Below are 18,792 nucleotides of genomic sequence, written 5' to 3'. Positions count from 1 at the left end.
CCAGGGGCGGCGAGGGGGCTGCGGACAGTGACCGGGCTGGGGACGGCAAGGGGGCTGGGGACGGTGGCCGGACCGCGGCAGGCGGATGGGTGGCAACCGGCGGCAGGGCCGCGGACGCGGTGGGTGCCATGAATCGCAAGGGCATCGCGGAGTTGGCGGGCAGTGTCGCGCTCGGCGCCTGGGCCGCGTTCGGGGTGCTCACCCTGGTCGTCGCCGGCCGGAACGGCGCGCCGCTCTTCCTCGATCACAGCCTGCTGAACTGGTCCGTCGGCCACCGGACGCCGGTGACGCAGGCTCTGGCCCGCTGGCTGACCGCCACCGGCACCGGGGTCGTACCGTACGCGCTGGTCACCCTGGCCGGGCTGCTCTCGGGCCGGACCCGGCGCCGCCGCGTGGTGGCGGCGCTGCTCGGGGTCGCGTGCCTCGCCGCCGGCCAGGCGGTCCGGTACGGCGTCATGGAACTGGTCGCCCGCGCCCGCCCGCCGCACGAGTACTGGCGGACCGAGGCGTCCGGCTGGTCCTTCCCCTCCGGACACACCACCACCTCGGCGCTGACGGCCGGTCTGGTGATCCTCGCGCTGTGCCTGCGCATACCGCGGGGCCGTCTCCCGGTCTGCCTGACGGTGGCATGTTGGGGGGCGGCGGTCGGTCTGACGCGGATCTTCCTCGGCGTGCACTGGTTCACCGACGTGCTCGGCGGCTGGCTGTTCGCGATCGGCTGGCTCGGCGCCTGCCTGTGCGCGGCGGCCTGGTGGCTGCCCGACCGCCTGATGTCCGGCCCCGGCACCGGCCCGGACGAGCCCGGTCCCCCACCCCTCACGGACACGGCCGACGCACCGCTGGAGAAACATGCGCCCCAAGATCCTGGTCGTCGAGGACGATCAGGCCCTGCGTGACGTACTGCGGCGCGGCCTGCACGACGAAGGCTTCGACACGCTGACCGCCGCCGACGGCGCCACCGCCCTCCGGCTGGCCACCTCCGACGTGGCCGCCGCCGTGCTGGACGTCGGGCTGCCCGACGCGGACGGCCGGGACGTGTGCCAGGCGATGCGCGCGAACGGCTTCCTCGCCCCGGTGGTGTTCCTGACCGCGCGGCACGGTCTGACCGACCGGCTGTCCGGCTTCTCGGCCGGCGGGGACGACTACCTGCCCAAGCCGTTCCACCTCGCCGAGCTGGCCGCCCGGCTCCGCGCCGCTCTGCGACGGTCCGCTCCCCCGCAGGCGTCCGCCGCCGCGGGCGGCCTGGCCCTGGACGCCGTGCGCCACAGCGCGAGCGTCGACGGCACCCGGATCGAGCTGACGCCCACCGAGTTCCGGCTGCTGGCCGCGCTCGCGACGGCGGGCGGCGAGCTCGTGCGCCGCCGCGACCTGGTGCGGGCGGGCTGGCCGGAGGGGGCGCAGGTCAGCGACAACACCCTGGACCAGTATCTGACCCGGCTGCGGCGCAAGCTGCGGGCCGCCGGCAGCGAGCTGACGGTCGGCACCGCGCGCGGGATCGGCCACCGGCTCATATGAAGACCCCGGCCCGCCCCGGTGGCCCCGGACGCCCCAGGTTTCCCGCTCGTCTCCGGCTCCCCGCTCGTCTCGGACTCCCCGCCGGCCTCGGGCCCCGCACGCTGCGCGGTCGCCTCTCGCTCGTCGCGCTGACGACGGCCGCCCTGCTCATGCTGATCCTCACCGTGGCCTTCAACACCGTGGCCGGGCACCGGCTCGAGCGGGAGGCGGACGACGAACTGCGCACCCGCGCCGCGGCCGTCGCCACCACGGTCGACACACACGGCCCGACGGTGCGCGTCCTGGAGACCGCCAACGACCGGCTCCTGGACACCAACGTGTGGATCTACGCGGGCCCCCGGCTCCTGGAGAGCCCCCCGTCCGCCTCCCGCGCCGGCGCGCTCACCCGCACGGCCGACACGCTCACCGCGGCGGGCGGGCACCGCTGCGCCACCATCGACGGCCACGACCCGGTCCGGCTGTGCGTCGACCCCCTGCCCGGTCGTGGAGCGCCGGCCACCGTGGTGACGGCGCTGGACCTGTCGCCGTACCGGAGTTCGGCCGAGACGCTGCTGCTGGGCTCGTTCGCGCTGGACGCCATGATTCTGGCCTGCACCTACGCGCTGACCCGCCTGGCGGTCGGCCGGGCGCTGCGGCCGGTGCGCACGATGACGGACCAGGCGACCGAGTGGAGCGCCGTGGCCTCCGGGGAACGCTTCGCCGGCACCGGCCGGCCCGCCGAACTGGCCGCGCTCGGCGCCTCGCTGGACGCCCTGCTGGACCGTATCCGGGCCGTGCTGCGGCACGAACGGCAGCTGACCGGCGAGTTGTCGCACGAGCTGCGCACCCCGCTGAGCCGGATCGTCGCCGAGCTGGACTGGTGGGGCTCCCGGCCCCGGACCGAGGCGGAGACCCGGGCCACGCACGAGGTGGTGGCCGAGGCGGCCCGCTCGATGCGCACCATCTGCGACACGCTGCTCCAGGAGGCCCGCGACGGCGTGCCGACGGCACCCGGCACGACCGACGTGCCGCCCGTCCTGCACCACCTGGCCGCCACCGTGAACTCCCCCGAGGGGGTGCGTGTCGACGTCACCGCCGACGGAGCGCCACTCACCGCGGGCGTGCAGCCTGCGCTGCTCGAACGCATCGTCAGTCCGTTGCTCGCGAACGCGGTGCGCTACGCCCGTACGACCGTCACGCTGACGGCGCGCCGGGCCGCCGACGGAATACGCCTGGAGGTGACGGACGACGGCCCGGGCGTGCCCGAGTCCTTCGTGCACCTGTTGTTCCAGCCGGGCAAGCGGGCCGACCCCGGCGACGGACACGGTGGAGCGGGCCTCGGACTGCCGCTGGCGCGACGCCTGGCCCGCTCCGCCGGAGGCGAGGTGTCCCACGACGCCGGGCACGCGCCCGGAGCGTGTTTCGTGGTCCGCCTGCCCGCGGGATGACCGCTGGCAGGCGGCCTGTCGCACGGCCGCTGCTGCCCGGGACCGGCATCGGCCGCTGTGGCCGAAGAGGTCTCTGACGTCATGGCGCCGACGCTGCCACCGGTCGCCCTGGACACATCCCGACCATCGGCGGGCGCTCGGGCCCGCTCGGTACGTCTCGGGCCCGCTCAGTAGGTGGCGTGCGGGCCGTCCGGGCGGCCCTGGCGCTGGGCGACCGTACTCCCTCTCGTGTGGCGCACCGCAACACCGGTGTCCTACCTGGTGCGGGCGCCGGGGAACTCCCGCCCGCTCACAGCGCCTTGCGGCGCACCAGGACCGTCAGCACCAGCAGGCCCGGCATCAGCGGCAGCCATACGGTCAGCAGGCGGTAGCCGAGCACGGCGGAGGCGGCCGTCGCACCGGGGGCGCCGGACGCGGTCAGCGCGAAGACGAGCGCCGCGTCCAGCGAGCCCAGGCCGCCCGGGGTGGGCAGCAGGGCGGCGGCGCTGCTCGCGGCGAGGTACAGCAGGGCCGTCTGCAGCGGGGGCAGGGGCAGTTCGACGGCCTGGGCGACGGCGATGACCACCGCGGAGTGCAGGGCGGCGAAGGCGAACGAGCCGCCCCACAGGGCCGCCGCGCGGACGGGGCAGGTGTGCACGGCGCGGATGTCGGCCAGCAGGCCCGTCACCGCGCGGTGGCAGCGCGCCCACAGCGGCCCGGCCACGAGCGCGGCGAGGAAGGCGATGGCGCCGAGCCCGGCCGCGAGAGCGACCGGGGAGACGTGCGGGACGCGCAGCAGGCCGGGGCAGGCGAGGGTGAGCAGCACGATCAGCGCCAGCCGGACCACCGCGCCGGCACCGGCCTTGACGGCGAGTGCTCCGGCCGAGCGGCCCGCGGGCAGTCCGCAGCGCATCAGGAACCTGAGGTTCACCGCGCCCGCGCCGACCCCGGCGGGCAGCAGGTGGTTGGCGGCGGAAGCCGCGAACTGCGCGGCGAGCAGCCGCGATCCGGGCAGCCGTCGGCTGACCGCGCCCTGCTGGGCGAGCGCCGACGCGGCCCACGTGCCCAGGGCCGCGGCCGCCCCGACGAGCAGCCACCCCTGGTCGGCGACGGCCAGCCGCCCCGCTCCGGTCCGCACGGCCGGCCAGTGCCGCCGGCCCACGTAGACCGCGCAGAGCAGTACGGCGAGACAGACGGCGCTGTGCCAGTAGGCCCGCCGGCGTCCGACGGCGGCGGCGAGACGTGCCGGGTACGCGACGAGCGGCCCATCGGCGGGCCGGACGTCGTCGCGGGCGGTCTCCGCCGCGACCGGCCCGCTCATCCGCCCACCTCGGCGGCGAACCGCGTCTCCTGAGGAGTCATCCGCACGCGCCGGTCCGCGTCAAGTGTGGCGTGCGCGCTGCCGGCCATGATCACCCCTCAGCTCCTGCGACATGGAGAAACACCGTAACCCTACAGCCTGTAGGGACAAAGGAGAGGGTCAGGAAAAACACCGACAAATTAGCGTGGATCGCGAGAGTTCGCCGAGCGCGTACCGCCATCCGGCGGACGGCCCTACGCGCTGTAAGGTTGGGGCATGGCTGTCACAGGGTCCCGCGGCAGAGCGGAGCGGCGCGGCGCCGGGGCGCTGGAGAGCGAGGTACTGGCCGCACTCTGGGCCACCGACCGGCCGTTGACCCCTGCGGAGATCCAGGCCGAGATCGGCGGCGGCCTCGCCTACAACACGGTGCACACCATCCTCAAGCGCCTGTACGACAAGGGGCTGGTGCTGCGGGACGCCGACGGGCGGCGCGGCGCGTACCGGCCCGCCAAGAACGCGGCGGAGCTGACCGCCGCGGCGATGCACGAGGCCCTGGACCGGGGGCCTGATCCGATCGCGGCGCTCCAGCAGTTCGTGACGGGTCTGAGCCCCGAGGAGGAACGGGCGCTGCGCGAGCTGCTCGCCGGAGGCGACGCATGAGGTTCGACGTCTACACCCCGCTGCTGCTGTCCGTGCTGCTTCTGGCCGTCAGCCCGTCGATCGGCCGGCGCGTGGCGCCCGCGCTCGCCGCGCGGGTGCTGACCTGGGCGGCCGTGCTCACCGCCGCCGCCACCACCTGGTCGCTGCTGCTGTTGGCCGCCGCGCTGCTCGGGGACGCGCCGCCGGTGGTCGCGGAGGCGCGCGAGGACGGCCGCCGGCTGGTCGACCCGGTACCCGAGCTGGTCGGGGTCGCGGCCGGTCTCGCCCTCCTGCTCGTCGCCCATCGGGTGTACGGGGCGATCCGGCGCGAGCGCGCCACGCGCCGGGCTCTGCGGCGCCTGTGCGCGGGGCATCCGGCCGACACCGAACTGGTCGTCGCCGCCTCGCCGGTGGCGCGGGCGTTCGCCGTTCCGGGGCGGCCGGGCCGGATCGTGGTCACCTCCGCGATGCTGGGCGCGCTGGAGCCGTCCGAGCGCCGCGTGCTCCTCGCGCACGAGCGGGCCCATCTCGCGCACCGGCACGGCATGTTGGTGACCGCCGCGACGCTGGCCGCCGCGGCCAACCCGCTGCTGGGCCCGGTCCGTGCCGCCGTGACCTTCCTGGTGGAGCGGTGGGCGGACGAGCGGGCGGCGGACGACGTCGGGGACCGTCGCACCACCGCCCGCGCACTGGCCCGCGCCGCGCTCACCGCGCGCGACGCCCGCCCCGGATGTGCCCTGCACTTCACCGATCGCGCCGTCACCCGCCGCATCGCGGCCCTGCAGACGGCCCCGCCCCCGCACCTGTGGTCCGCCGCGCTGGCCGTCCTCGCCCTCGGCACCCTCGCGGCGCTCGGCGCCGTCGACGCCACCCGCGACCTGCTCGGCCTGTTGACGGGCGTGCTGAACTGAGCCGACAGCGGGCCCGTGGGCGCCGGACCTGAGCCGGCACCCACGCCACCGATGCGCGTTCAGCCGCCGTTCGGCACCCGGTGCAGGGGCTGTTCGGGGGCCGGGCGTGGCGGGAGCGGGGGCACGGCGCGGACCAGTGGCTCCTCGGCGCGCACGGTGAACGTCTCCCCGTGATGGCGCAGGGTGAGCGGCGGACCGTCGAGGAGCGTGTACGTCGCCTTGTCCGCACCGATCTCCACCCGCAGGCAGCGGCCACGGAACTGCAGGCGGAAGGCGAGGCGGCGCAGCCGCTCGGGGAGGCGTGGCGCGAAGCGCAGTCCCTCGCCGTCCCGGCGCATCCCGCCGAAGCCCGCCACCAGCGCCATCCAGGTCCCGGCGAGCGAGGCGATGTGCAGCCCGTCCCGGGTGTTGTGCTCCAGGTCCTGCAGGTCCATCAGGGCGGCCTCGGTCGTGTACGCGTAGGCGAGCCCGAGATGGCCCGCGCGGGCGGCGACGACGGCCTGGCAGCAGGCGGACAGGGAGGAGTCGCGGACGGTCAGCGGCTCGTAGTAGGCGAAGTTCCGGGCGATCTGCTCCTCCTCGAAGAACGAGTCGCAGGTGTACATGGCGAGCACCAGGTCGGCCTGCTTGACGACCTGTTTGCGGTAGAGGTCGAAATAGGGGAAGTGCAGGAGCAGCGGGTACTGGTCGGCGCGGGTGCCGGCGAAGTCCCAGCGCTGGTAGCGGGTGAATCCGGCGTGCTGCTCGTGCACGCCGAGTTCGTCGTTGTACGGGACGTGCATGGCCTCGGCCGCGTCCCGCCAGGCCGCGCTCTCCTCCTCGTCCACGCGCAGGCGCTCCGCCTCCCGCGGGTGCCGCAGGACGGCGTCGGCGGCCGCGAGCAGGTTCTGGCGGGCCATCAGGTTGGTGTAGGTGTTGTCGTCGGCGACCGCGCTGTACTCGTCGGGGCCGGTGACGCCGTCTATGTGGAAGACGCCGTGGTGGTCGTGGTGGCCGAGCGACCACCACAGACGGGCCGTCTCCACCAGCAGTTCCACTCCCGTCTCCCTCTCGAAGCGGGTGTCGCCGGTGGCCTCGACGTAGCGGACGACCGCGTCGGCGATGTCGGCGTTCACATGGAAGGCCGCGGTGCCCGCCGGCCAGTACGCCGATCCTTCCGAGCCCTCGATGGTGCGCCAGGGGAACGCCGCCCCGCCGAGCCCGAGCTGGGCAGCCCGCTCCCGGGCGGCGTCCAGGGTGTTGTACCGCCAGCGCAGCGCCTCGGCGACGGCCTGCGGGGCGGTGTGGGTGAGCAGCGGCAGCACGAACATCTCGGTGTCCCAGAAGGCGTGCCCGTCGTATCCGGAGCCGGTCAGTCCCTTGGCGGGGATCGCCCGCTGCTCGGCGCGCGCCCCGGCCTGCAGCACGTGGAAGAGGGCGAACCGGACGGCCTGTTGGACCTCCTCGTCGCCGTCCACCTCCACGTCCGCGCCGGTCCAGAAGTCGTCGAGGCGGGCCCGCTGGTCGTCGAGCAGGCCCTGCCAGCCGTCGTGCGAGGCGGCCGAGAGCGCCGCGTCCACCTGGTCGGCCATGGCGGGCAGCGAGCGGGCGGCGGACCAGCCGTGGGCGACGAGCTTCTCCACCCGCAGCGTCTGCCCGGGCTCCAGCACCGAGGTCACGGTCAGCCGGGCCACGTCGGTGCCGCTCTCGCTGCGGGTCGAGGTGCGCTCGGGGCCGGAGACGACGTGGTCGGCGGCCACGGCGACCCGAAGGCCGCTGCGCCGGGTGCGGTGCACCAGCCGGAGCCGGTGGCCGGAGGCGAAGCCGTCCTCCTGCTCCAGCGGCGATCGCACCGTCATCGCCGCGCGCGGGTCGTCGCCGCCGGATTCCGGCAGGCTCTCGTTGGCGACCAGTTCGGACTGGATCACGACCCGGCTGCGCCGGCCCACCGCCTCGACCTCGTAGGCCACGGCGGCCACCGCCCGCTGGGTGAGCGACACCAGCCGGGTGGAGCGCACCCGGACCGTGGAACCCGCCGGCGACGTCCACTCGCAGGTCCGCTCCAGCACCCCGCGCCGCAGGTCGAGGACGCGCTCGTGGGCGACGAGCCGGCCGTAGCGCAGGTCGAACGGCTCGTCGTCCACAAGCAGCCGCACGATCTTGCCGTCGGTGACGTTGATGACGGTCTGCCCGGACTCCGGGTAGCCGTAGCCGGCCTCCGCGTACGGCAGCGCGTGCACCTCGTGCACCCCGTTGAGGTAGCTGCCGGGCAGGCCGTGCGGTTCGCCCTCGTCCAGGTTGCCGCGCCAGCCGACATGGCCGTTGGACAGCGCGAACACCGACTCGCTCTGGGCGAGGACGTCGAGGTCGAGTTCCGTCTCGCGCACCGTCCACGGCTCGACCGTGTAGGACCGGTCCCTGATCATCGCTTGCCTCCCAGCTCGGCGAGGTCCTTCACGACGACGCTCGCGCCGTGCGCGTACAGCGCGTCCGCCTGGCCGGTCCGGTCGACGCCGACGACATAGCCGAAGCCGCCCCCGCGGCCCGCGTCCATGCCGGCCAGCGCGTCCTCGAAGACGGCCGCCCGCGCGGGGTCGACGCCCAGGTCGTGGGCGGCCGCCAGGAAGGTGTCGGGGTGGGGCTTGCCGGGCAGCTTCCGCTCGGCGGCCACCACGCCGTCGATCCGCACGTCGAAGTAATGCTCGGCGCCGACCGCCCGGAGCACGTCCCGGCAGTTGGCGCTGGAGGACACGATCGCGGTGCGCAGGCCGTGCGCGCGGACCGCGTCCAGGTACCGCAGCGTGCCCTCGTAGGCCTCGACCCCGCCGGTGCGGATCTTCTCCAGCAGCAGGCCGTTCTTGCGGTTGCCGAGTCCGTGCACGGTGAGGGCGTTCGGCGGGTCGTCGGGACCTCCCTCCGGCAGACGGATGCCGCGCGAGTCGAGGAAGGCGCGGACCCCGTCGGCGCGCGGGCGTCCGTCGACGTACTCGTCGTAGTCGGAGACCTCGTCGAACGGCCGCGCCCCCTCGCCCTCGTGGGCGCGCAGGAACGCGTCGAAGGTCTCCTTCCAGGCGGCAGCGTGCACCACGGCCGTCTTGGTGACGACTCCGTCGAGGTCGAAGAGACAGGCCTGGATGGTGTCGGGCAGACCGAGCTGAGTCATACTCGACACTCTTCCCCACGCGCACCCCCGAATGGCACACGAACGGCACAGGCCGGCGAGTGTCGAGCACCACACGCCGTGCGCCGCGCTCGGGGCGGGCCCGTGGGTGACACGCGCCGTATGCCGTGCGGTTCGCCGGTGGCACACTCTCCGTTGTGCCGCTGACCTTCGACGACCTTCTCCTGCGCGCCCGTTGTCTCGCCCGGGACGGGCGGCGCGCGATCCTCGGCATCGCGGGCAGCCCGGGCTCGGGCAAGACGACGCTGGCGGCGAACCTGGTGTGCGCCCTGAACGACGGCGGGCCGCCCCGGGCGGCGCACGTGCCCATGGACGGCTTCCACCTCGCCGACGCGGAGTTGGACCGGCTGGGCCTGCGGGACCGCAAGGGCGCGCCGGACACGTTCGACGCGGCCGGCTACGCGGCACTGCTGCGACGGCTGCGCGAGGACGCCGACGAGGTGGTCTACGCGCCCGGGTTCGAGCGGGTGCTGGAGCAGCCCCTCGCCGGCGCCGTCCCGGTGCCGCCCACCGCCCGGCTGGTGGTGACCGAGGGCAACTACCTTCTCCTGCAAGAGGGTTCGTGGGTCCGGGTACGGTCGTGCCTGGACGAGGTGTGGTTCTGCGAGATCGACGAGCAGGAGCGCGTACGGCGCCTGGTGGCCCGGCACGAGGAGTTCGGCAAGGACCACGATGCGGCCGTGGCCTGGGTCCTGGGCACGGACCAGCGCAACGCCGACCTGATCGCGACGACCCGGGACCGGGCCGACCTGGTCGTACCGGCCGGCGCGCTGCCCGTCCGGGGGGTGCGCTGAACTCCGGCCGGTCGCGGACCGTACACGTGGGCACGGCGGAGGGGCTGCCGGTACGACGTGGGGGCGGATGATGGCGAGCGATCGGCACGAAGCCGCCGTCGCGGGGCAGGCGGCGCCGCCACCCGGGACGCCGGAGGCGGCGGGTGCGGCCGAGGCGACGGGGACAACCGGGGCCTGCTGGGCTCCCGTCGGCCACGGATCCACGGGGAGGCCGCTGCGGGCGCGCCTGCACACCGTGCACGCCGGGTTGCGCCGCCGGAAGCGATGGCTCGTGCCCCTGCTCGTGGCGCTGCTGCTGGCCCAGATGGCCGCAGCGATGATCACCACGGCCGTCGAGCAGACGCCCACGATCGACGAGCCCGTGTACGTGGCCACGGCGACCGACTACCTGCACGAGCACCGGCTGCGCTACAACCCCGAACACCCGCCGCTCGGCAAGCTGTTGATCGCGGCCGGTGTCGCGGTGGCCGACCCGCACGCCGACCCGTCGTACCCGGGCACCCAGCAGGACGTGGGCCGGCATCTGCTGTACGGGTCCGGCAACGATCCCTGGCGGCTGATGCTGTGGGCGCGGCTGCCGGTGATCGCGCTGACGCTGCTGTTCGGGCTGGTCGCGTGGGCGTTCGCGCGTGACGTGGCGGGTACGGCGGGCGGGTTGGCCGCGCTCGCGCTGTACGCCTTCTCCCCCGACGTGATCGCGCACGGCTCGCTGGCGACGCTGGACGTGCCGGCGGCCGGTTTCGTGCTGACCTCGGTCTGGCTGGTGTGGCGGGCGCGGCGGCGGCCGGTGCTGTACGTGCCTTTGGCCGGTTGCGCCGTGGGGGCGGCCGTGGCGACCAAGATGAGCGCACTGCCCGCGGTCCCGGTGCTGATGCTGCTCGCGGCTCTGTCGGTGCGGGCCGCCCGGCCGGGCACCGAGCGGCGACGGAAGGTGCTGCCGGGGCCGGCGGGGGCGGTGGTCGTGGCGCTGGTGACGGTCGCCGTGGTGTGGGCGGCGTATCTGGCGGTCGATCCCCGGCTGCGGTTCGACCCGGCCGAACCGGTCCCGTCGGCGCACGGGCCGCTCGGGCGGCTGACCGGCCTGCTGCCCCTGCCGCCCGCGTACCGGGCCGGGATGCGGGTGCAGTTCGCCCTGGAGGACCGCCCGTGGCAGGGCTACCTGTTCGGGCACCTGTACACCGGCTCCCGCTGGTACTACCTGCCTGCCGCCCTCCTGGTGAAGACGCCGCTCGGGCTGCTCACGCTGGGTGCGGCCGGTGCCGTCGTCGTCCTGGCGGTACGACGGCTGCGGCCGGCGGCTCCGTACCTGCTGCTGCCGCCCGCGGTGCTGCTGGCCACGGCGATGACGGGCTCGCGGGACTTCGGGACGCGGTACGCGCTGTTCGTGCCGATGTTCCTCGCGGTGACGGGGCCCTGCGTGCTGACGTCGCGCCGACGGTGGCCGGGCCCGCTGACCGCGCTCGTGGTGGTGGCCGTGGCGGTCGGTTCGCTGCGCGCGTTCCCGTACTACCTGCCCTACTCCAACGAGGCGTTCGGCGGGCCGGCGGCCACGCATCGGCTGCTGCACGACTCGAACGTGGACTGGGGGCAGGACCTGGGCCGGCTCGCCGACCGGCTCCGGGAGCGCTACCCGGGCGAGCGGGTGTGGCTGGTCTACAAGGGCAGCGGGGTGCCGTCGTACTACGGCATCCACGGTTCCGATCCGCGCGCGGTGCCCCTGGACCGGGTGCACGGGCTGCTGGTGGTGTCGGATTCCGCGGCCGCCAAGGCACGAGGCAGGCTGGCCGAACTGATCGCCACCAGCGGACCGATCGATCAAGTGGGCCATTCGATCACCCTGTACCGCAGATGAGCCTGCCGTCGGATCACAACTCCCTGGTCACCGCGGTGGGTGAGCTATGTTGAATGTTCGTGGGAGACAAAGTTGACGGGCCAGTCGGGCCAGTACCCTCGCCGCAGCAGGCACGTGCCCAGGCGTCGGCGATCACTTCGGGCAAGACCGCCCCGGAGGTCGAGGCCGCGCCGACCTCCCAGCTCAGAGAGCTCTTCGACGGCCCACGGCTGTCCCCCGGGCAGCGCCGTGTCGCCCAGTACCTGATCGAGCACATCAACGAGGCCGCGTTCCTGTCGATCACCGAACTGGCGGACCGCGTCGGTGTCAGCCAGCCCTCCGTCACCCGCTTCGCCGCGGCCGTCGGCTTCAGCGGCTACCCCGCGCTGCGGGAGAAGCTCCAGTCGATCGCGCTGAGCACCCTGGCCGGCGCCCCCGGCGAGGTGAACCGCGCCAACGAGCTCCAGTCGGCCATCGACGCCGAGATCGAGAACCTGGAGAACCTGCGCCGCGACTTCGCCGACCCCGACCGGGTGATCCACATCGGCCGGGAGCTGTCCCGCTCGACCCCGCTGACCGTGCTGGGCCTGCGCATCTCGGTGTCGCTGGCCGAGTACTTCGGCTACGCCGCCCGCCGGATCCACCCCGATGTGCGGCTGGTGACCCGGGGCGGCAGCGTGGCCTACGACGCGCTGTTGCAGTCCCGCGAGGCCGGCGGCAGCTGGGTGCTGGCGTTCGCGATGCCCCGGCACGCGCAGGAGACGCTCACCGCGCTTCGGGTCGCGCGCGAGGCGGGTCTCAAGGTCGCGCTGATCACCGATCTGGCGCTCGGCCCGCTCGCCGACGAGGCCGACGCCGTCTTCGCCACCGGCACCGGATCCCGCCTGGTCTTCGACTCCTACGCCGCGCCCGGCGTGATGGCCGCGGCGCTGCTCCAGGCCATGACCGACGCCGATCCCGAGCGCACGCAGGGGCGCCTGGAGAAGTACGAACAGGTAGCCGATCAACAGCAGTTCTTCCTGAAGGACTGAATCCCGGCACTGGGCCGGCCGCCGAGCCGGGCACCGAGCCCAGGGGACGGAACTGCGGGGGCCGAACTCCGGGGACCGGGTCCCGGGGGCCGCCCCTCGCACCGGATCATGCGCCGTAGGGGGATCATCCACCACAAAGCGCGCATGAATGTTTTCATACGTCTTGCAAAGCCGACGGCATATATAAATACTGCTCACGGATCGCGCCCGGCCGACTCCGGGCACGGCTCCCATCAGCGGGCCCACCGCCCGCACGCCGCCCCGAGAAAGCCGACGGAACGCCGATGCGCACGCACACACAACCGCAGCGCCGGTTCCCGACGCCCGGGGCCCTCGAACGGACACCCGAAGCCGCCGTCCCCTACCCACGTCGGTGCCCGGGGTGTTCGATGGCGCGTCGCCCAGGCGAGGCGCCCGTGGCGGCCCCGGCCATCCCCTAGGCCGGGGCCGCCCCAAACCCGTCGGACCACCCCCGCGACGCCGCACACCGGAAGCGATGGCCATGACACTGACCACCACGCGCATCAGTCCCGACTGGCCATGCCAGGTCAAGACACCCGGCAGCTACGACTGGGAACGCTCGGCGGCCAAGTGGCTGCGCGACCTGATCCCGGCCCGCTACGCCAGCTACCCGGCACTGATCCGGCATCCGGTGCTGCTCGCCCGGCACGCGCAGATCCAGGTCCAGCAGGAGATCCGCGTGGCTCGGACCGCCCTGCAGACCGCGCGCACCGAGCTGCCCGTGCTCGGGCTGCCCGAGTCGGTGATCGAGCACACGATCAAGCTGTACGCCGCCGAGGTCATGCAGCTCCAGCACATCGCACGCAGCGTCCGCGCGGTCTCCGAGGCGCTCGCCTCCCGCAGCACCGGCCGCTGAGCCGGCAGACCGCCCTCGGTCGCCGCCCCGGTGCCGCCGGTACCGGACGGGGCCGACGAGCACAGCGCCACCAGGAGGAGGACGGGCTTCAGTAGACCCCGCAGCGCGAGCGAATCTAAACGATCGAAACGCTCAACTCGGTAAGATGTATTGAGCGTTTGAGCGAGTGCGTGCTAGAAACCGCCGTCATGACGACTCCTTGGTCACGCCGTGGCTTTCTGGCCGCCTGCACGGGTACCGCGTTCGCCCTGGGGCTCGGCACCCGGGCTTTCGCGGCGCCGGACGAGTTCGCGACCCTCCGGGCGAAGTGGCGCACCCTGATCCTCGGCGAGGGCTTCGACCCCGCCGCCGAACCGTTCCGATCCCGCCTCGCCGACCTGGGGTCCACGGCGAGCGGACTGCTCGCCACGATGGCCCCGGCCACCGGCTCGCTCTGGCCCGACCTGGTGTACGCCGACCCGGACCCGGACACCGACCAGGAGTCGTACGGCTTCTCGGGCAACATGAACACCAGTTACAGCCGGCTCGGCACGCTCGCACAGGCCTACTGCCAGCCGGGCACCGGCCTGACCGGCGACACCGCCCTGCGCAGCGCCGTCGTGACCGGCCTCGACCACCTCCACGACGACGTCTACAACGCCGGCCAGGCCCGGTACGGCAACTGGTACAGCTGGCAGATCGGCGCCCCGCAGGCGCTGTTGGACGTGTGCGTGCTGATGTACGACTCCCTGTCGGCCGCACAGCTCGCCGGCTACCTGGCGGCGGTGGACCACTTCGTGCCCGACTCGGCGGTGGGGAGCTACACCGGCACCAGCACCGGTGCGAACCGGGTCGACCTGTGCCGGGTACTGGCCCTGCGCGGTGTCGTCGGCGCGGACGCGGCCAAGGTGGCCCTGGCCCGGGACGCCCTCTCCCCCGTGTTCCCGTACTTCACCTCGGGCGACGGCCTGTACCCTGACGGCTCGTTCGTCCAGCACACGACCGTGCCCTACACGGGGTCGTACGGTTCGGTGATGCTGGGCGGTCTGGGCATGTTGTTCGCGCTGCTCGCGGGGTCCACCTGGGAGGTCACGGACGCGAACCGGCAGATCGTCCTCGACGCGGTGGAGCACGCGTGGGCGCCGTTCCTCTACAACGGCCTGGTGATGGACGGCGTGGCGGGCCGGGCGATCAGCCGGGGGCTCGCGGCGTCGGACCCGAGGGGGATCCAGCAGGACGACCACCTGCGCGGTCACCCGATCCTCGCCTCGATCGTGCTGCTCGGGCAGGGCGCGAGCGCGGCGGAGAACGCCCGCTGGCGGGGCCTCGTGAAGGGCTGGATGGAGCGCGACCGCTACAGCCCGCCGCTGGCCGACCCGGTGCTGAGCCTGCCGCACCTGGCCCGGCTGAAGGGCGTCGGGGACGACACGTCCGTGCAGGCGGTGCCGGAGCCCGTCGGGCACCGGCTGTTCCCGAGCATGGCGCGGGCCACGCACCGCAGGCCTGGCTGGGCGGCCTCGCTGAGCATGGCCGATCGCAGGATCACGTACTACGAGACGGGCAACGGCGAGAACCTGCGCGGCTGGCACACCGGTTCGGGGATGCTGTACTGGTGGGGCGACACGTTCGCGGGCGGCCAGTACAGCGACGCCTTCTGGCCCACCGTCGACCCCTACCGGCTGCCCGGGACGACCGTCTCGCGCAAGGCACTGGCCGACGCGGCGGGCGGTGACTGGGGTGCCGCGAAGCCGAACGTGAACTGGGTGGGCGGCGCGAGCGACGGGCAGCGGGCCGCCGTCGGGCAGTACCTGCAGGGGCTGCAGTCCACGCTCGTGGCCAAGAAGTCGTGGTTCTTCCTGGACGACACGGTCGTCTGCCTCGGCGCCGGCATCACCGGCACCGACGGGACGGCCGTGGAGACGACCGTCGAGAACCGCAACCTCGGCCCCACCGGCGGCGCCCCCTTCACGGTCGACGGCACGGTCAAGCCCGTCGCCTACCCGTGGTCGCAGACCCTCACGGACGCCCGGTGGGCGCACATCGGCGGGCACGGCGGCTACGTCTTCCAGAGCGGGACGACCGTGCGGGCGCTGCGCGACGCCCGGGACGGCAGCTGGAGCACGATCAACAAGGGCGGTTCGAGGACCGTCCTGAACCGCAAGTACCTGACGATGTACGTCGACCACGGCACCGATCCGGCGAACGCGTCGTACGCCTACCAGCTGATGCCGGGTGCCACGGCCGCCCACACCCGGGCACGGGCCGCCAACCCCCAGTGGCTGACCGTTCTCGCCAACACCGACAGCCGGCAGGGCGTGGCCGTGCGCTCGCTCGGCTTCACCGCGGTGAACTTCTGGTCCGGCGGAACGGTCGGAACGCTCACCGCGAGCGACCCGTGCTCCGTGATGATCAGCGAGCGGGAGGACGGGACCGCGGTGATCGCCGTGAGCGACCCGATGCGTATGCGCACGGGTCTCACCCTGACCTGGCGGCGGGCGGTCGCCGCGGTGACCGCGGCGCCGGCCACGGTCACCTCGGCGGCCACCGGCAAGGCCCTGACGCTGACGTTCGGGGATCTGACCCGGACGACGGGCGCGACCCAGCGGATCACCGTCAGGCTCGGCTGACCGCCCCCCGGACGAACCGGCTCAGGGACGCCGTCAGCGCGGTCACGAAGGCGTCCCGGGCCTCCTCCGGGAGGGCGTCCAGCGACAGGTACGGGTTGAGGTCCTCCAGCTCGACCAGCAGGAGGCCCCCCTCGGGGGCGCGGCAGGCGTCGACGCGCTGGATGCCGTGGCCGAGCCCGTTCCAGTCGATGAACCGGCGCGCGAACTCCAGGTCCGCGGCGGTCGCCGCGTACGGCTTCAACTCCCACCGGCGCTTGGGGTCGGGAGCGTACAGGGCGTACTGGAAGTCGTCGTCGACGAAGTAGAAGGACACCTCGTAGGCGAAGTCGATGCGGGGCTGGACGAGCACGCTTTTGTCCGCGAGCGGTGCGTCGGCGACCCGGGCGGCGGGCACCGTCGAAAGCCCCAGGGAGTCCGCGCCGAACTTGGGCTTGACCACGTAGCTCGGGACCGCGGGCAGCAGGTGCAGGTCCGTGACGCTGTCGACCGTGGGAATGACCGGATGGCCGGCCGCGGTCAGGTCGACCAGGTACTGCTTGCCCGCCATGTCGGCCTTGCCGGTGAGCGGGTTGTAGACCGGGGTTCCCTTGCTCAACGCCGCGGCACGGAAGGCGTCGTACTCCTCCTGGTAGCCGAGGACGGGCCCGCTGTTGCGGACGACGACGGCGTCGAAGCCGTCCATGAGCGCGGCCGCGTCCAGCGGGTGGCACAGGGCCAGGTCGAAGTGGGCGCGCAGCCGGGAGGTGAGGAAGACGTCCTCGTCGCCGTAGCGGCGCCCGCGGGCCGGGTACGCCAGGTCGGTGACGTAGAGCAGTCGGGAGCGGTCGGCGGACATGGGCGGTCTCCTCGGGCGGGCTGGCGGGGGCACGGAGCCAGGTGGCGGCGGCGGTGCAGAAAGGTTACGTCGCGGGGTGGCGGCGTTTACCGGCGGGCCCGGTACGTCGGGTGGGCACGGCTGTTCAGGCGGGCCCCCTACGTCAGGCGGACGCCGTGTGCAGCCCGGCCGCCCAGACCTCCTCGGTGCCGATGCCCGCGAGGCCGCGGCGGACGGTGCGGCGGGGTGCGGGGGTGATCGGTGTGGACGACGGGACGGCGAGGATCCGGCAGCCGGCCGCCTCCGCCGCGGCCATGCCGGCGGGTGAGTCCTCGACGGCCAGGCAGGCCGCCGGGTCCACGGCGAGGGCGCGGGCCGCGGCCAGGTAGGGGTCCGGGGAGGGCTTGGTGCGGGGAGTCTCGCCGGCGGCGAACGTGGTGCGGATGGCCGGGGCGCCGGCGGCGTCGAGCACCTTCAGTCCGGCGTTCACGACGGGCCGGGAGAACGCCGAGACGAGCGCGGCCGGGATACCCGACTCGGCGAGAAGAGTGAGGAGTTCACGGGCGCTGGGGAGAGGGACGGCCTCCTCCTGGACCGCGTCGCAGAAGCGGGACTCCAGGGTCGCGGCGAGAGCGGCGGGATCGGTCCCGGTGAGGGAGTGCAGCCGGCTCGTACACCTCCGCCGTGCCGGGCGACACCCACCCCGGTGACGATCGTCGCCCAGCACGGCCCGGACAGGGTGGGTGTCTCGTCGTCGACCTCCACCGGGGTGAGGAAGCCCGCGGCCGCCAGGGCGTCGAGGTGCGGGGTGGGCAGGCGGTGGAGCGTGTCGAGGCGTACGCCGTCGACGCCGACGACGAGGACGCGGCGGGCGGGCATGAAGGTCCCTTCGTGGCAACGGGCTTACGACCGGCTCATGCGGAGCGGGTCAGCTCCTCGGGGCCTACCCCCTGTGCGAAGGGCAGGCCGCGCGCGTAGCGGGAGACCTCGTCGATGGCCCAGTCCGTCATACGGCCCAGCTCGTTGCCGAGGGAGCCGGCGATGTGCGGGGTGAGCAGCACGTTCGGCAGCGTGTACAGGGGTGAGTGGGCGGGGGGTACGTCGGGGTCGGTGACGTCGAGGACGGCGTTGAGGCGGCCGGTGAGCAGGTGCGCGGTGAGGGCGTCGGTGTCGACCAGGGAGCCGCGGGCGGTGTTGACGAGGGTCGCGCCGTCCTGGAGGAGGGCGAGGCGCCGGGCGTCGAACATGTGCCGGGTCGCGGGGAGTTCGGGGGCGTGGATGGTCACGACGTGGCTGCGGGAGGCGAGTTCGTCCAGGCCGACGGGTTCGGTGCCGAGGGCACGGGCGTCGGCGGGGTCGACGTAGGGGTCGTGAAGGAGGACGTGCAGGTCGAAGGGGCGGAGCAGTTCGATAACGCGGCGGCCGACGCGGGAGGCGCCGACGACTCCGACGGTGCGGCGGTAGTTGCCGTGGCCGCTGAAGTACGGCAGCAGGTCGGGCTGTCGGCGGGCCTGGCCGTAGGCGCGGGCGGTGTCGAGGACGCGCTTGCCCGAGAACAGGATGGCGGCGATGGTGAATTCGGCGACCGGCAGGGCGTTGGCGGCTGCAGCGGAGGACACGGTGATGCCACGGTTCCAGACGGCGTCGGTGACATGGTGCTTGACGGAGCCCGCCGCGTGGACGACGGCCCGCAGCCGGGGCATGAGGTGCAGCGCGTCCTCGGTGAGCGCCGGCGCGCCCCAGTGGGTGAAGAGCACTTCGGCGTGGGCGAGTTGCCGTGCCACGGCCGGGCTCGCGTCGGTGATCGCCGTGACCGTCGTGGTCGTGTCGACGCGGGCGACCGTGTGCAGCCGGTCGAGGGTGCCGTCGGTGAGCAGGGCGTGGTGGATGTCGGTGCCCATGGCGAGG

At 73.8% G+C, this 18,792-nt stretch carries 16 protein-coding genes and 1 pseudogene; 10 read left to right on the top strand and 7 right to left on the bottom strand.

All coding sequences use genetic code 11. The features are described from left to right. Nucleotides 1-128 precede the first annotated feature (128 nt). The 3 genes from ACWD5D_RS14370 to ACWD5D_RS14360 are packed head-to-tail and all read left to right on the top strand — an operon-like array spanning nt 129 to nt 2,942. Nucleotides 129-896 (top strand): phosphatase PAP2 family protein, encoded by a 768-nt coding sequence (locus ACWD5D_RS14370; protein ID WP_451372979.1) that lies wholly within the window; start codon nt 129-131, stop codon nt 894-896. After that, complete coding sequence (locus ACWD5D_RS14365) at nt 850-1,515, top strand: response regulator transcription factor (RefSeq protein ID WP_451372978.1); 666 nt, start codon at nt 850-852, stop codon at nt 1,513-1,515. Before ACWD5D_RS14370 ends, ACWD5D_RS14365 begins: the two co-directional genes overlap by 47 nt. Next, a complete protein-coding gene (locus ACWD5D_RS14360; RefSeq protein WP_451372977.1) occupies nt 1,512-2,942 on the top strand; it encodes a sensor histidine kinase in 1,431 nt (476 codons plus the stop codon). Before ACWD5D_RS14365 ends, ACWD5D_RS14360 begins: the two co-directional genes overlap by 4 nt. Nucleotides 2,943-3,231: 289 nt before the next feature. Here the strand turns inward: ACWD5D_RS14360 and ACWD5D_RS14355 are convergent, their stop codons facing one another. Next, nucleotides 3,232-4,242: a lysylphosphatidylglycerol synthase transmembrane domain-containing protein gene (locus ACWD5D_RS14355; protein ID WP_451372976.1), complete on the bottom strand. Its 1,011-nt coding sequence runs from the start codon at nt 4,240-4,242 to the stop codon at nt 3,232-3,234. 255 nt (nt 4,243-4,497) lie between these two features. Between ACWD5D_RS14355 and ACWD5D_RS14350 the strand changes: the two genes are divergently transcribed. Continuing rightward, nucleotides 4,498-4,881 (top strand): BlaI/MecI/CopY family transcriptional regulator, encoded by a 384-nt coding sequence (locus ACWD5D_RS14350; protein ID WP_451372975.1) that lies wholly within the window; start codon nt 4,498-4,500, stop codon nt 4,879-4,881. Further along, nucleotides 4,878-5,771, top strand: coding sequence for a M48 family metalloprotease (locus ACWD5D_RS14345; protein ID WP_451372974.1), 894 nt, complete (start codon nt 4,878-4,880; stop codon nt 5,769-5,771). The genes ACWD5D_RS14350 and ACWD5D_RS14345 overlap by 4 nt, the downstream gene beginning before the upstream one ends. A gap of 59 nt (nt 5,772-5,830) precedes the next feature. On the opposite strand, the gene ACWD5D_RS14340 is transcribed toward ACWD5D_RS14345, so the two are convergent. Together ACWD5D_RS14340 and ACWD5D_RS14335 are read right to left on the bottom strand one after the other, a co-directional pair. Next, a complete protein-coding gene (locus ACWD5D_RS14340; RefSeq protein WP_451372973.1) occupies nt 5,831-8,176 on the bottom strand; it encodes a glycoside hydrolase family 65 protein in 2,346 nt (781 codons plus the stop codon). Then, nucleotides 8,173-8,913: a beta-phosphoglucomutase family hydrolase gene (locus tag ACWD5D_RS14335; protein WP_451372972.1), complete on the bottom strand. Its 741-nt coding sequence runs from the start codon at nt 8,911-8,913 to the stop codon at nt 8,173-8,175. The genes ACWD5D_RS14340 and ACWD5D_RS14335 overlap by 4 nt, the downstream gene beginning before the upstream one ends. Before the next feature lie 155 nt (nt 8,914-9,068). Here ACWD5D_RS14335 and ACWD5D_RS14330 point away from each other — a divergent pair, with 155 nt between their 5' ends. From ACWD5D_RS14330 to ACWD5D_RS14310, 5 genes are all read left to right on the top strand, one after another. Continuing rightward, the gene (locus ACWD5D_RS14330) at nt 9,069-9,725 is read left to right on the top strand and encodes a nucleoside/nucleotide kinase family protein (protein ID WP_451372971.1); all 657 of its coding nucleotides are present in this window, start codon (nt 9,069-9,071) and stop codon (nt 9,723-9,725) included. Nucleotides 9,726-10,029: 304 nt separating this feature from the next. Beyond that, nucleotides 10,030-11,577: a phospholipid carrier-dependent glycosyltransferase gene (locus ACWD5D_RS14325; protein WP_451373098.1), complete on the top strand. Its 1,548-nt coding sequence runs from the start codon at nt 10,030-10,032 to the stop codon at nt 11,575-11,577. Between the two features lie 59 nt (nt 11,578-11,636). Next, complete coding sequence (locus ACWD5D_RS14320; RefSeq protein ID WP_451372970.1) at nt 11,637-12,587, top strand: MurR/RpiR family transcriptional regulator; 951 nt, start codon at nt 11,637-11,639, stop codon at nt 12,585-12,587. A 496-nt stretch (nt 12,588-13,083) separates the two neighbouring features. After that, nucleotides 13,084-13,464 carry a hypothetical protein gene (locus tag ACWD5D_RS14315; protein WP_451372969.1) on the top strand — a complete coding sequence of 127 codons (381 nt, stop codon included), beginning with the start codon at nt 13,084-13,086 and terminating at the stop codon, nt 13,462-13,464. Nucleotides 13,465-13,652: 188 nt separating this feature from the next. After that, entirely contained in the window at nt 13,653-16,070 is a 2,418-nt protein-coding gene (locus tag ACWD5D_RS14310; RefSeq protein WP_451372968.1) for a polysaccharide lyase 8 family protein, read from the top strand. Here the strand turns inward: ACWD5D_RS14310 and ACWD5D_RS14305 are convergent. The 4 genes and pseudogenes from ACWD5D_RS14305 to ACWD5D_RS14290 all read right to left on the bottom strand — a co-directional run bounded on the left by ACWD5D_RS14305 (nt 16,057) and on the right by ACWD5D_RS14290 (nt 18,785). Then, the gene (locus ACWD5D_RS14305) at nt 16,057-16,905 is read right to left on the bottom strand and encodes a hypothetical protein (protein WP_451372967.1); all 849 of its coding nucleotides are present in this window, start codon (nt 16,903-16,905) and stop codon (nt 16,057-16,059) included. The genes ACWD5D_RS14310 and ACWD5D_RS14305 overlap by 14 nt on opposite strands. Nucleotides 16,906-17,047: 142 nt before the next feature. Beyond that, entirely contained in the window at nt 17,048-17,611 is a 564-nt protein-coding gene (locus ACWD5D_RS14300) for an HAD family hydrolase (RefSeq protein WP_451372966.1), read from the bottom strand. 14 nt (nt 17,612-17,625) lie between these two features. After that, nucleotides 17,626-17,763, bottom strand: a pseudogene (locus ACWD5D_RS14295) (alkaline phosphatase family protein); the annotation flags it as partial. Between the two features lie 35 nt (nt 17,764-17,798). Then, the gene (locus ACWD5D_RS14290; RefSeq protein ID WP_451373097.1) at nt 17,799-18,785 is read right to left on the bottom strand and encodes a hydroxyacid dehydrogenase; all 987 of its coding nucleotides are present in this window, start codon (nt 18,783-18,785) and stop codon (nt 17,799-17,801) included. Nucleotides 18,786-18,792: the final 7 nt, after the last annotated feature.

Source organism: Streptomyces sp. NPDC002520 (genome assembly GCF_053595235.1).
The sequence above is the reverse complement of the archived record's forward strand: the minus strand, read 5'-3'. Positions and strand labels throughout refer to the sequence as shown.

Coding starts and splice junctions, on each gene's coding strand:
- ACWD5D_RS14355 (WP_451372976.1), bottom strand. CDS start 4,242: ATGAGCGGGCCGGTCGCGGCGGAGACCGCCCGCGACGACGTCCGGCCC.
- ACWD5D_RS14370 (WP_451372979.1), top strand. CDS start 129: ATGAATCGCAAGGGCATCGCGGAGTTGGCGGGCAGTGTCGCGCTCGGC.
- ACWD5D_RS14315 (WP_451372969.1), top strand. CDS start 13,084: ATGGCCATGACACTGACCACCACGCGCATCAGTCCCGACTGGCCATGC.
- ACWD5D_RS14365 (WP_451372978.1), top strand. CDS start 850: ATGCGCCCCAAGATCCTGGTCGTCGAGGACGATCAGGCCCTGCGTGAC.
- ACWD5D_RS14310 (WP_451372968.1), top strand. CDS start 13,653: ATGACGACTCCTTGGTCACGCCGTGGCTTTCTGGCCGCCTGCACGGGT.
- ACWD5D_RS14345 (WP_451372974.1), top strand. CDS start 4,878: ATGAGGTTCGACGTCTACACCCCGCTGCTGCTGTCCGTGCTGCTTCTG.
- ACWD5D_RS14335 (WP_451372972.1), bottom strand. CDS start 8,913: ATGACTCAGCTCGGTCTGCCCGACACCATCCAGGCCTGTCTCTTCGAC.
- ACWD5D_RS14360 (WP_451372977.1), top strand. CDS start 1,512: ATGAAGACCCCGGCCCGCCCCGGTGGCCCCGGACGCCCCAGGTTTCCC.
- ACWD5D_RS14305 (WP_451372967.1), bottom strand. CDS start 16,905: ATGTCCGCCGACCGCTCCCGACTGCTCTACGTCACCGACCTGGCGTAC.
- ACWD5D_RS14290 (WP_451373097.1), bottom strand. CDS start 18,785: ATGGGCACCGACATCCACCACGCCCTGCTCACCGACGGCACCCTCGAC.
- ACWD5D_RS14325 (WP_451373098.1), top strand. CDS start 10,030: ATGGCCGCAGCGATGATCACCACGGCCGTCGAGCAGACGCCCACGATC.
- ACWD5D_RS14340 (WP_451372973.1), bottom strand. CDS start 8,176: ATGATCAGGGACCGGTCCTACACGGTCGAGCCGTGGACGGTGCGCGAG.
- ACWD5D_RS14350 (WP_451372975.1), top strand. CDS start 4,498: ATGGCTGTCACAGGGTCCCGCGGCAGAGCGGAGCGGCGCGGCGCCGGG.